11 protein-coding genes are annotated in these 12,382 nt (G+C 72.4%); 2 read left to right on the plus strand and 9 right to left on the minus strand.

All coding sequences use genetic code 11. From position 1 onward, the window contains the following. Positions 1-78 precede the first annotated feature (78 nt). From ABD339_RS19650 to ABD339_RS19675, 6 genes are all read right to left on the minus strand, one after another. The gene (locus ABD339_RS19650) at positions 79-747 is read right to left on the minus strand and encodes a maleylpyruvate isomerase N-terminal domain-containing protein (protein ID WP_344567684.1); all 669 of its coding nucleotides are present in this window, start codon (positions 745-747) and stop codon (positions 79-81) included. A gap of 104 nt (positions 748-851) precedes the next feature. Continuing rightward, positions 852-3,944 (minus strand): amino acid adenylation domain-containing protein, encoded by a 3,093-nt coding sequence (locus ABD339_RS19655; protein ID WP_344567685.1) that lies wholly within the window; start codon positions 3,942-3,944, stop codon positions 852-854. Positions 3,945-4,103: 159 nt separating this feature from the next. Further along, positions 4,104-5,531: a cytochrome P450 family protein gene (locus ABD339_RS19660; protein WP_344567686.1), complete on the minus strand. Its 1,428-nt coding sequence runs from the start codon at positions 5,529-5,531 to the stop codon at positions 4,104-4,106. A 432-nt stretch (positions 5,532-5,963) separates the two neighbouring features. Beyond that, positions 5,964-6,566, minus strand: coding sequence for a dihydrofolate reductase family protein (locus ABD339_RS19665; protein ID WP_344567687.1), 603 nt, complete (start codon positions 6,564-6,566; stop codon positions 5,964-5,966). Between the two features lie 456 nt (positions 6,567-7,022). Beyond that, the gene (katG, locus tag ABD339_RS19670) at positions 7,023-9,251 is read right to left on the minus strand and encodes a catalase/peroxidase HPI (RefSeq protein WP_344567688.1); all 2,229 of its coding nucleotides are present in this window, start codon (positions 9,249-9,251) and stop codon (positions 7,023-7,025) included. 87 nt (positions 9,252-9,338) lie between these two features. Beyond that, positions 9,339-9,560, minus strand: a complete 222-nt coding sequence (locus tag ABD339_RS19675; RefSeq protein WP_344567736.1) for a hypothetical protein — start codon at positions 9,558-9,560, stop codon at positions 9,339-9,341. Positions 9,561-9,694: 134 nt separating this feature from the next. Between ABD339_RS19675 and ABD339_RS19680 the strand changes: the two genes are divergently transcribed. After that, positions 9,695-10,111, plus strand: coding sequence for a Fur family transcriptional regulator (locus ABD339_RS19680; protein WP_344567689.1), 417 nt, complete (start codon positions 9,695-9,697; stop codon positions 10,109-10,111). Between the two features lie 171 nt (positions 10,112-10,282). Here ABD339_RS19680 and ABD339_RS19685 read toward each other — a convergent pair whose 3' ends face one another. From ABD339_RS19685 to ABD339_RS19690, 3 genes are all read right to left on the minus strand, one after another. Further along, positions 10,283-10,405 (minus strand): hypothetical protein, encoded by a 123-nt coding sequence (locus ABD339_RS19685; protein ID WP_344567690.1) that lies wholly within the window; start codon positions 10,403-10,405, stop codon positions 10,283-10,285. Positions 10,406-10,476: 71 nt separating this feature from the next. Then, positions 10,477-11,151, minus strand: a complete 675-nt coding sequence (locus ABD339_RS33865) for a carboxylesterase family protein (RefSeq protein ID WP_425576034.1) — start codon at positions 11,149-11,151, stop codon at positions 10,477-10,479. Next, entirely contained in the window at positions 11,115-11,798 is a 684-nt protein-coding gene (locus ABD339_RS19690) for an amino acid permease (protein ID WP_344567691.1), read from the minus strand. The genes ABD339_RS33865 and ABD339_RS19690 overlap by 37 nt, the downstream gene beginning before the upstream one ends. Before the next feature lie 445 nt (positions 11,799-12,243). Between ABD339_RS19690 and ABD339_RS19695 the strand changes: the two genes are divergently transcribed. Further along, positions 12,244-12,378, plus strand: coding sequence for a hypothetical protein (locus ABD339_RS19695; protein ID WP_344567692.1), 135 nt, complete (start codon positions 12,244-12,246; stop codon positions 12,376-12,378). The last annotated feature ends 4 nt before the right edge of the window (positions 12,379-12,382 follow it).

Here is a 12,382-nt window from a genome sequence, read left to right on the forward strand (position 1 = left end):
GGGGCGCGAGGGGGCGAAGCTTGCCGGGAGGGGCACTAGCGGCCCGCCGCGGCGAAGGGGCGGGCGGGCCGCGGGCGGTCAGCCGAGGACCAGCGGGAGCTTTCCGGCCAGCCCGCCGCCGCACGCGGCCAGTTCGGCCGCCTCCGCTTCGGTCGGGGCCCGCCGCCCGGTCCCCACCCGCAACGCGTCCGTGTCGGAGAAGGACGCGGGGAACGCCGCCCCGGCGATCTCCTCCAGCATCGCGCGCGCCCGGGCGAGCCCCTGCGTCGGCGGTCGCGCCGCCGCCGGGAGGTGTGCGATCAGGTCCAGGTGGTGCAGCGTCCACTCCAGGACGTAGGCGGCGAGGTAGTCGCCCGCGGTGAGGACCTCGCCCTGGGTGCTGACCCGCAGGCCGGGATCGGCGAGTCCGGCGGCGCGGCCGGCAGCCGAACCGACGTCATCCAGATGGAACTTGAGCAGCCCGGGCTCCTGGTAGGCGGCGGCCAGCCGGACGGTCAGCGCGTCGAGCGGGTCGTCGCCGGACGGCGGCGACCCGGTGGCGGCCCAGTAGGTCACCGCGTCGCGGGTCGGTTCGGTCTCGGCGGGGGTCACCAGGGTGATCAGGACGTCCTGGGCGTCGATGACCAGATGGCACACGAGATCGCGCACGAGCCAGCCCGCGCAGCCGGACGGCCGCGCGAAGTCCTGGTCCGACAGCCCGGCCACCGCCGTGCGCAGCGCCGTCCAGGAGCGTGTGAAGTCATCCACCCCGGCAAGATATTCCGGTTCGGTGACACCGGACAACCGCGATACGGGAGAGCCGGGCGGCACGGGAAACGGTGCGGGCACAAAGGAGTTCGTTGATGGGCCGCTCAGTGGACCTGGCTCGTCCGCGGCGCCGCCGCTCCCGCCCGTAGCAGGCCGTTCTCGCGAAGGGAGGTCAGGTACAGGTCGAGCAGGTCCGCGTCCACCGGCGGACACGTACGGGACCATTCCGGCCACACTTCATCGGTCCTGGTGCGCAGGATGTCGGGGAAGACACCGGCGAAGTACATCTCCTTGACCGAGAAGTCAGCTCCGTGCGCCGGGGTGACGAACAGGGGGAGGAACGGGGCTATCGGGGCCGTGGGATGGGCACGGACATGGTCGCCCAGCATCTCCACCCACTCGCCGTAGGCCACCTCCCGTACCGCGTAACCGGCCAGGCGCATCCGGTCGGCCATGTCGCCCAGCGTGGCCGGGCGGGGGTTGGTCAGGTGCACGGCACCGCCCAGGCGCGGCATCCGGGTGGCGATTCCGGTGATCGCCCGCGCGACGTGATCGACAGGCACCAGATCCAGCGGAAGCGGCACCCCGGGCGCGGCACCGAGGCGGGCCATGGCGTCGATGACGGCACATATCGCGGTGGTGTTCCACACCCCGGTACGGCTGTGCCCGGTGATCTCGTACGGCCGGTGGACCGTGACGGGCAGCCCCTCGGCCGCCGCGTCGGCCAGCATCCGCTCGGCCGCCCACTTGGTCTCCGGGTAGCCCATGCTCAGCAGTTCGGGGTGGCTGAGCGGTGAGAACTCATCCACGTACCGGACGCCCCCGACACCGCTGCCGGCGAAGATCGCGGTGGTGGACACATAGTGCAGCGGCACCCGGCGGGGCGCGGCGAGTTCGATGAGGGTGCTCACGGCGGTCACGTTGGTGTCCCGCAACTGGGCGTACGGGTAGAGGAAGTTGACGTGCGCCGCGTTGTGCAGCACCAGGTCCACGGTCTCGGCGAGTGACTCGGCCACCCCGGGGGCCAGGCCCAGGCCGGACCGGGCCAGGTCGGCAGGCACCACGCGGATCCGGTGGTGCGGCGGCTGGGGCAGCCGGTACTTGCGGAAGGTGTCGTCGATGCGCAGCCGGGCCTTGTCCTCGTCCGCGGCGCGTATCAGGCAGTGGACGGTCGCGTTCGTGTCGCGCAGCAGCTGGTCCAGGAGGAAGGCGCCGACGAAACCGGTGGCTCCCGTCAGCAGTACGTTCTTCGGCCGCCCGCCTTCCTGGGCGGCGGGCGGCGGTGCCTCCTCGGTGGCCCGGGAAGGCAGCGGGCGGATGAGCCGGGCGTCCTCGGCGAAGTGCGCGGGGCGCTCGGCCGACGTCACCGAGGCGGGAGCGCGCACGGCGGCACGGAAGGCGGCAAGCGTGGGGGTGTTGAGCAAGTGCCCCATCAGCGGCTCGAACTGCGCGCGCGGCAGGTCGCTGGTGGTGATGATCCGGGTGATCACCTGGGCGGCGAGCAGGGAGTTGCCGCCCGCCGCGGAGAAGTCGGTGGTCTCGGTCACCGGGATACCCAGGACCTCCGACCAGATGGCGGCAAGCGGATCCACGGGCTGCGCTACGCGCGGCTCGGCCTCGCCCTCGTCAGCCCCGGAGGCCCGGACGTTGAGCGCGGCGTAGTCGATCTTGCCGTTGCGCGTCAGCGGGAAGTGGTCCAGCACCACTATCGGGGCGGGTACGGCGTGTGCGGGAAGCCGGGTTCCGGCCTGGGCGCGCAGCGCTTCGGGCACGGGGGGCCGGCCCGGGTGCGCGGGGGTGACGAAGCCCGTGAGGCCCTTGCCCACCCCGTCGGCCTGGCGCACGAGCACAGCCGCCTCGGCCACGCCGGGAAGGGCCCGCAACTGCGCCTCGATGGCGTCCAGTTCGACGCGGAAGCCGCGGATCTTCACCTGCCGGTCGGTCCGGCCCAGGAACTCCAGCGTCCCGTCCGCGTTCCAGCGTCCCCGGTCCCCGGTGCGGTAGAGCCGTACCGGGGCGGGGTGAGTACCGGTGGCCGGGGGCGCGTCGTCGGCCAGGACGAACGACCGGTCCGTCTCCTCGGGCGCTTCGCGATAGCCGAGCGCGACCCCAGGGCCCCCGATGTGGATCTCGCCCGCCTCGCCGGACTCCGCGAGGCTCCCGTCGGGCCGCAGCAGCCGTATGGTGCTGCCCGCGACCGGGGTGCCGATCGGCACCGAGGTGGCGTCGTCCGCGGGCCGTGGCACATCGTGCGCCGTGGCCATGATGCCGCCCTCGGTCGGTCCGTAGCCGTTGATGAGGTACCGCGGCCGTCCCGCGTCGCACACCGCCCGGGTGAGGGCGGGGTCCATGGCCTCTCCGCCGATCAGCACCATCTCCAGCGCGGCGAAGGCGTCCGGGGCCGAGCGCGCGGTGTGGTGGAACAGGCTCGTCGTCATGAAGACGTGCGTGAGGTCCTCTTCGCGCAGCTTGGCGCGCAGCGCCGCGCTGTCCAGGAGGGTGTCGCGGCCCGCCGGTACGAGACAGCCGCCGGCCAGCAGCGTGGCCCAGGTCTCGAAGAGCGAGCCGTCGAAGGAGAGTCCGAAGGTCTGGAGGACCCGCATGCCCGGCCCGGCCGCCCACGGCGCCGGGCCCGCCAGCCGGGCCACCGCGCGGTGCGGGAACAGCACGGGCTTGGGGTGGCCGGTCGTGCCCGAGGTGTAGAGCACATAGGCAACATCGTCCCCGGTGCGCCCCGCGCCCGAGGGCGCCGGAGCCGGCTGCGCGTGCGCGGCGTCCGGGGCGCGCTCGCCGGCCAGGTCGGCGAAGCGGTACCACGTGACGGGGTGGTAGGGCGTGGGGCGGAGCGGCTCGTGCCCGGACAGCGCCACGGCGATCCGGGCGCCGGCGCCCACGAGCATCTCCGCCGAGCGGGCGGAGGGGTACTGGGCATCCACCGGCACACACACCGCGCCCGCCCCCAGGATTCCCGCCGCCGTGACCGTGGCCTCCCAGGACCGCACCCCCAGCATGCCCACGGCATCCCCGGGCAGGACGCCGGCGGCCGACAAAGCCTCGCTCACCCGCCCCGCCAGCACGCCGAGATCTTTGTACTTCAGGGTCAGGCCGCCGTCGCGCACCGCGGGCAGCTCCGGCCCGTGTGCGATGCGGGCCGCCAACGCCGCGGGCAACGAGGGGAGAGACGTACTCGAATCCAAGATCGCGCTCCAGGGATCAGGACGCCGGTACCCGGACGACGGCACCGTGGGCCGGCGTGGGCAGGCGGGGTGGGGGCGGGAAGGGGCGGCGTCAGCGTGTTCCGACGCCGTTGGGTAACGCCGATCGCGCGGAGCCCTGTCGCCGCTCCTGCGGCCGTCTCACCCCTGGCGCGCCCATGGCTTCCACCACGGGGCCCCGCTCCCGGACGCCGCCGCGGTCGCGGGGGCGGGCGGCGTCGCCACCGGCGAGGACGGCACGGACCGGACGGAACCGGCATCGTGCGCGGCCCGCGCGGGCGTGAGCTCCCGGCGCACGGGGGTGAACTTCACGGGCAGTGCGTCGAGTTTCCGGTACATCAGCGAGGACGACCAGCTCAGGTCCTCCTTCGGCCCCGCCAGCTCCAGATCGGGCAGCCGCGACAGCAGCACATCGATCGCGGTCTCCACGATGCCGCGCCCGAGGTCCTGTCCGGGGCACTCGTGGGTGCCGCCGCTGAAGGCCAGGTGACCCCGGTTGCCCCGGACAACGGTGTCCTCATCCCGGATGGTCGGGTCCACATTGCCGGCCGCCAGGCCGAGCAGCAGCAGGTCACCGGCCTGAATGTGCTGTTCTCCAAGCCGGGTGTCGCTCGTGGCCCACCGGCCCAGCAAGGTCATCATCGGCGGGTCGTCCCACATGACCTGCTCCAGCCCGTCCGGCAGCGTCATCTGTCCGCCGGACAGAGCGCCACGGAAGCCACTGTCGGTGAGCACGACCCGCAGGGTGTTGGCCAGCAGATTGACCGTCGTCTCATTCGCCGCCGTGAGGATGAGCCGCAGCTGCTCCCGGACTTCCTCGCGGGAGAGGCCGGCCGCGTCGTTCATCAGCAGCGAGGGAAGGTCGAAGCCCGGTGTGTGCTGCTTGCGCGCCACCAGGTCGGCCAGGCCCTGGGTGACGATGTCGTTGCTGGCCGCCGCGGACGCGGTGGCCTTGAGGGCGTCCTGCACCGCGTCGCGGAACCTGGGCCCCTCATCCAGCATGCCGAACAGCTTCGTCATCACGCGCAGGGGGAGCTGTTCGGCGAATTCCGTCACCAGGTCGGCGCGTCCCGCGCCGGCGAACTCGTCCACCAACTCGTGGGTGTAGCGCGTGACGTAGGTGCGGATACCGCGCGCCTCGAACTGCGACAGGCTCCTGGTCACCGCAGCCCGCAGCCGCTTGTGCTCCTCGCCGTCCAGGAACACGATCAGCGGCTGCCAGGCGGTGACCGGGACCAGCGGATGATCGGCCGGGACCCGGCCTTCCTTCATGTCCCGCCAGTGGCGCGAATCGCGGGAGAAGACCGAGGGAGTCTGCATCACCTCAAGGTTCTGCCTGTGCCCCAGCACCAGCCAGGCCGGCAGATCACCGTGCAGCAGCACGGGCGCGACGGAACCGTGCTGCTGGCGCAGCTGTTCGTACACGGCCATGGGGTCGCGCTCGGCGTTCTCGCCGTACAGCCGCCGATCGGCCGCACCGGCGTGCGCGGGACATCCGGGCGGTGGGGTGCCGGGCGCGGCGGACGTGTGGAAGGGGGCAGTGGACGCGAAGAGGTCGTCGGCGGTCATATCGACTCCGGGGTCAGGATTTGGTCGCTCGGGCAGCCCCACAGGGCGACGAGGGGATCAGGGCTGGAGCCGATCGCGATGGGCGGCTCGGGCACGCCCCGCAGATCCTCGGTGGGACAACTGCCGTCGGCCGAAAGGGAAGTCCCCCTTCCGGTTGATTCCCGTCGAACCACCAGCACCATCTCATCCTGGAGAAAAACGACACAGTCCCAGCCGCGTGAGCCCAGCCGCACGTCGGCCGGCCCGACGAGTGGGGCAGCCGGGAGAGGCGGATGCCACTCGGCCACCACCGGTTTTCGGGCACCAGCTCGCCAAGCCCACCGCAGGATACCCCCAGATGATCAACTCGAACAGGAGTCGGGGTCCTGGACGGCGAACTCCGTGCGCCGAGGCCGAGGAACGCGCGGTCCGGCGGGCGGCCCCTCCGGGAGTTCAGCGGGCCCGGTCGTAGACGAGGACCAACGTGCCGTGCTCACCCGCGGTCTGGCCGGTGAGCGCCCAACGGCCCTCGGGCAGACCGTCGTCGAACAGACGCGGCCCGCCGCCGAGGAGGACGGGGAAGACGGTGAGCGCCATCCGGTCCACCTTGTCGGCCGCCAGCAGCGCCTTGATGACGCTCGCGCTGGAGGGCACGAGAATGTCCCCGCCCCTGGTCGCCTGGAGGTCCGTGACCACCTCGGCGGCCGGTTTGTCCACGATCGCCGTCCGCTCCCACGGCGCCCGGGCGAGGGTTGTGGAGAGGACCACCTTCTCGGTATCGACGAGCCACTTCGCGAAACCCTCGTCGCGCGGGTCGGCGCCGGCCATGCCGATGACCGTGGGCCAGAAACCGAGGAACCCCTCGGCGTTGACCCGCCCGAGCAGCGCCGTCGTCGCCGGCTGCCACAGGCTGGTCAGCAGATCGCGGGCGACATCGGAATGCGCGTACGGCATCGCCCAGCTCATGTCGTCGGGGTTGTACGGCCGGGCGTAACGGCCGTCGAGAGAGAGGCACATGTGGGTGACGACGCGGCGGCCCGCGCTCTGGACTGTCACTTCGTACTCCTGGTGTCGGTCGGTAGCGGAGCCGGGGCCGGATCGGCCGCCCGCGGCTCACCCACGCACAAGCAGCCGCCCAGGGAAGGGCCGGGAAGAGGCCGGCGGCCGGCGGTTTGCCGAGCGTCCCGCCACACGCGTCGTGCGCGGGGGCGTCCGGAGGAGAGAGGGAAGAGGCGGGGCGGATCCCCGATCCGCCGGTTCGGGACAGACCCGCGCGCGCGAAGTGCGGTCCCGGCCCCTGCCGTTGACGCGGCGCACGCCGCGCCCGGCCCGTGACGCGGCGCGCGCCATGGACCGGGTGCGGCGGTAAAGCGGGACGGCGCCGATGTCATGCGGGCACGTTACGCCACGGAAATGACGGGGGGCCGGGGCCCTCCTGACTGACCGGGGGCCCGGCCGATCCGCACCTCCCGGCCCGGCCCGCAGGGGGGACGGCCCGGGAGGTCGCAGTGGTCAGCTCAGGTCGAACCTGTCCAGGTTCATGACCTTGTCCCACGCGGCGACGAAGTCGTGCACGAACTTCTCCTTCGCGTCATCGCTCGCGTAGACCTCCGCGAGCGCGCGCAGTTCCGAGTTCGAGCCGAAGACCAGGTCGGCACGCGTGCCCGTCCACTTGGCCTCGCCCGTGGCGGCGTCGCGGCCCTCGAAGGTGCGGGAGTCCTCGGAGACGGACTTCCACGTCGTGCCCAGGTCCAGCAGGTTGACGAAGAAATCGTTGGTCAGCACCCCGGGGGTGGCGGTGAAGACGCCGAGCGGGGATTGCTGGTGGTTCGCGCCCAGGACGCGCAGGCCGCCGACCAGTACGGTCATCTCGGGGGCGCTGAGGGTGAGCAGGTTCGCCCGGTCCAGCAGCAGGTACTCGGCGGGCAGCCGGGCGCCCTTGCCGGTGTAGTTGCGGAACCCGTCGGCGGACGGCTCCAGCGCCTCGAAGGACTCGGCATCGGTGTGCTCCTCCGTCGCGTCCACCCGGCCCGGCGTGAACGGCACCTGCACCTCGACGCCCGCTTCGCGCGCCGCCTGCTCCACGGCCGCCACACCGCCGAGAACGATGAGGTCGGCCAGGGAGACCTTCTTGGCACCCGCGGAGGCGTTGAACTCCTCCCGCACGCCCTCCAGCGAACGCAGCACGAGCGCCAGCTGGTCGGGGTCGTTGGCCTCCCAGCCGCGCTGCGGCTCAAGGCGGATGCGGGCACCGTTGGCACCGCCGCGCTTGTCGCTGCCCCGGAAGGTCGAGGCCGACGCCCACGCGGTGGACACCAGCTGGGCGACGGACAGGCCGGAATCCAGGAGCTTGGCCTTGAGCGCCGTGATGTCGGAGGCGTCGATCGTCTCGCCTTCGGCCTCCGGCAGCGGGTCCTGCCACAGCAGGGTCTCCTCCGGGACCTCCGGGCCCAGGTACAGCGACTTGGGGCCCATGTCACGGTGGGTCAGCTTGTACCAGGCCCGGGCGAAGGCGTCCGCGAACTCCGCCGGGTTCTCGTGGAAGCGGCGGGAGATCAGCTCGTAGGCCGGGTCGAAGCGCAGCGCCAGGTCGGTGGTGAGCATCGAGGGGGCGATCGACTTCGACGCGTCGTGCGCGTGCGGCACCGTGCCCTCGCCCGCGCCGTTCTTCGGCTTCCACTGATGGGCGCCGGCCGGGCTCTTGGTCAGCTCCCACTCGTAGCCGAAGAGGTTGTCGAAGAAGCCGTTGTCCCACCGGGTCGGATGGTTGGTCCAGGTCACCTCCAGCCCGGAGGTGATGGTGTCGGCGCCCTTGCCCGTGCCGTAGCCGTTCTTCCAGCCCAGGCCCTGCTCCTCGAACGTCGCGGCTTCGGGATCGGGTCCCACATTGTCGGCGGGGCCGGCTCCATGGGTCTTGCCGAAGGTGTGGCCGCCGGCGATCAGCGCGACGGTCTCCTCGTCGTTCATCGCCATGCGCCGGAAGGTCTCGCGGATGTCGCGGGCCGCGGCGATCGGGTCCGGATTGCCGTTCGGGCCCTCCGGGTTGACGTAGATGAGGCCCATCTGGACCGCGCCGAGGGGGTTTTCCAGCTGCCGGTCGCCGCTGTAGCGCTGATCGTCGAGCCACACGGTCTCGGGACCCCAGTAGACGTCCTCCTCCGGCTCCCACACATCCGCGCGGCCACCGGCGAAACCGAAGGTCTCGCAGCCCATGGACTCCAGAGCGACATTGCCCGAGAGGACCAGCAGGTCCGCCCAGGACAGGTTCTTGCCGTACTTCTTCTTGACCGGCCACAGCAGGCGCCGGGCCTTGTCGAGGTTGGCGTTGTCCGGCCAGCTGTTGAGCGGCGCGAAGCGCTGCTGGCCCGAACCGGCGCCGCCGCGCCCGTCGTTGATGCGGTACGTGCCCGCGCTGTGCCACGCCATCCGGATGATGAACGGGCCGTAGTGGCCGAAGTCGGCCGGCCACCAGTCCTGTGAGGTGGTCAGCACCTCGGCGATGTCGCGCTTGACCGCCGGGAGGTCCAGGCTCTTGAACGCCTCGGCGTAGTCGAACTCCTCGCCCAGCGGGTTGGTCGCCGGAGGGTTCTTGGCGAGGATCTTCAAGTTGAGCCGCTGCGGCCACCACTGACGGGCGCCGCCCCCCTGGGTCGGGTGGAGGGCGCGCTCGTGCGCGACCGGGCAGCCACCTGTCTCCTCCGGCTTCGGGTCTGTGACGATCGCGTCGTGGTTGTCAGTCATGGCAATCCTTCCGAACTGTGCGGAACCGGTGCTCAGAAACTTCAGGAAATGTGGCCGGTGGAGAAGCCAGGAGACGGGAGGAGCAGGTCAGTTGAGACCCTGGGCCCGTCGCCGGACGGTGCGGCCGATCCCGGCACCGGCGGCGCGTATACGCACGGCGCGTTCACGGCGATGGCGTGAGCACACTGCCGACAGGTGCCGGCTGCGGAAGAGCACCGGGCCGCCGGGGCCCCGCTGCCCGCCGTTGTGGTTGTCCGCGACCAGGGCACCGGATTCGGTGGTGAGCGGACCCGTTTCCTGAAACGTCACGGGTTTTCCCTGCTGTTGGCCTGTCCCTTGGCTGCCGCCGGAACCGATCCTACGATGGACCAAATCCAAGTCAATACATCGACCAGATCCGTACAGATCCAATCGGAAGACGACGCACAGTTAGGCTGGTGGGCATGAGTGACCTGCTGGACCGGCTTCGCCGACGCGGCTGGCGGATGACCGCCCAGCGCCGGGTGGTCGCCGAGGTACTCGACGGCGAACACGTCCACCTCACCGCCGACGAGGTGCTCGCGCGCGCCACCGCCCGGCTGCCGGAAATCTCGCGCGCGACCGTCTACAACACCCTCGGCGAACTCGTCCTGCTCGGCGAAGTCATCGAGGTGGCCACCAACGACCGCGCCAAGCGCTACGACCCCAACGCCCACCGTCCCCACCAGCACTTGGTGTGCTCGGGCTGCGGCGCGATCCGTGACGTCCACCCCGACGGCGACCCCCTGGCCGACCTGCCGCCCGCCGAGCGCTACGGGTTCATCATCTCCGAGGTCGAGACGACCTACTGGGGCCTGTGCCCCGACTGCGCCCGCACCTGAGCCGACCGGCCGGGCCCGGCCTCCCGGCCTCCCGGCCTCCCCGCGGCTCCCGGAACCCGTGACCGAAGACCGGAACCACCCCGCGTCACTGGCATGGTGCGCCGGAGCACGAGCACCCGATGTGACGAGGCACGACCACGAGGCTCGGCGGCCTGACGGGCATCGAAGTCGTCAGGGGAGGCGCGCGACGGCGCCGTGGTCGTCGTGCGGGTGACCGAACGGGCCCCGGACGTCGTCCTGTTGGACCTCGACATGGGGGAGCCGGCGGCGGGCGGCCCCGGCCTGATCCGCCATTGCCCGAGGTGTGGGCCGCGTACCGACAGGCCCCGATCGCCCCGTGTGTGCGAACCACGTCCAGGCGTCCGTCATCTCGTCCGCCGGCCGACGCTCCCGGGCCGTGTAGGACAGCGGACGGCCCTCGAGGTCCGCAGCGTGGGCGTGCCCTTGGTGTCGAACAGGTACAGCGGTTCGGCCGCGTGGGAGGCGCCCGTCGGGCCCCGCGTCCGCCTGCTGGTCGCGCAGCGTGAACAGTCCCGAACCGGGCACCCCCGGAAGCCCGGACAGGCCGAGGGCACCGAGCCGGAAGTCCACAGAGACGGCCACGACGTTGCCCCCGGGCGGCCATCCGGCCGGATGGATCTCGCTGCTTCCCGTGCCGCCACGGACCCGCCGCAGCGAAGCCACACCCTCACGGGCCTGTCGCCGGGACTCCCGGGCCTGTCCCCGGAGCGCACCGCCCCGCGCGGTGCTGTGACATCCAGGCGCAGGCAGTTCTCGCTGGTGCCGCGGGTGTCCCGCCGGGGGCAGGGCGGCCCGGAGCGCGAGGCGTCGCGGACACCGGGCCACGGCCTGGGGGGTAGGGGCAGGCGGGCGCCACCGCCGCTCACCGGCCGGTGGGGCGCGCAGGCAACGCCGCGATACCGCAGGGCTCGGCCGTCCACCACCCCGCGCAGTACGCGGCTTTCGCGCTGTCCCCCGAGGCGGGTGCCCGGCCGCCGCACGCTCACCCCAGCCTCACCGGAAGCCGGGACCGGGGCCACCGGTAGGCGAGAGCGAGGACCGCGACGAGTACGGGGACGGCGATGTACCCCGCGGCGAAGGGCGTGATCACCGCGGTGAGGACCAGCGCGGTCAGGGCGCAGACGCGGGGCCGGCCCGACAGCAGACGTGCCCCGGCCGCGGTGCCGACGAGATAGGTCACCAGCACCAGCGACGCCGGGAGCCCGACGATGCCCTCGGTGCCCCAGCCGCCGAGCCGGCTCACGGCCAGCCCGGCCGCACCGATCGCGCCCACCGTCGGCACACCGGCCACGGGGACCTCGCGGCCGTTGCGCCGCGCCAGAGGGGCGGGCAGCCAGCCGTCGCGCCCCAGTGCGAGGCCCAGCCGGGAGACAGCCGCGATGAAGGCGTTGGTGGTGCCGAGACTGATCACGGTGGCGAGCACGGCGGCGGCCACGGTGGCACTGAACCCCAGCCCCGCGCCGAGCACCCGGCCCACCGCGATCCGGTCCAGCCGGGGATCGCCGTAGGTGCCGTTACCGACGACGGCGAAGGAGACGCCCAGGTACAGGACCACGACCACGGCGACGGTGGCCACGGTCGCGCGGGTCAGGTCGCGGCGTACATCCCGGAACTCGCCCGCCAGATGGGCGACCGCCTCCCAGCCTGCGAAGGCGAAGAACAGCACGACGGGCCCCGTGGGCGATACCGGACAGGCCGTGCGGCGCGAAGGAGGAGAACGCCGCGGCGCGGACGTGGGGGAGTGCCGACAGCGTCGCCGCCAGGAGCAGCAGCGCGACACCGCCCGAGAGCGCCAGCCGCATGCGACCGCTCAGTCGCAGCCCCGCCAGGTTCGCCGCGACCGCCAGCGCGAGGATGACCGAGGCGAAACCGAAGGCGTACACCTGGTCAACGCGCAGCGCGGTGGCGATGTAGTAGCCCCCCGTCAACGGCACGATCGCCTGTCCGAGCGACGTCGTCCTCGACGACCTGGCACGTGAGGCGGGCGTGAGCCGCCGCACGCCGGCCCGCCGCTTCGAGGAGACGGTCGAGATGCCGCCCATGGGCTGGCTGCTGCGCGAGCGCGTGCGCCGTGCGCGGCTTCTGCTGGAGACCACGGCGCTGCCCGTGGAGTGGAGCGGATATCGGCCGCCGGCGGCCTGGGCAGCGCGGCCAACCTGCGCCGCCACGTGCGCTGTGTGGGCCTCGCCCCGGTGGCATACAGCCGGGCCTTCCTGGGCACCGGCGCCCCGGGGGCGGACGCGTAACGGG

This window comes from Streptomyces axinellae, assembly GCF_039532135.1.
GTDB lineage: Bacteria > Actinomycetota > Actinomycetes > Streptomycetales > Streptomycetaceae > Streptomyces > Streptomyces axinellae.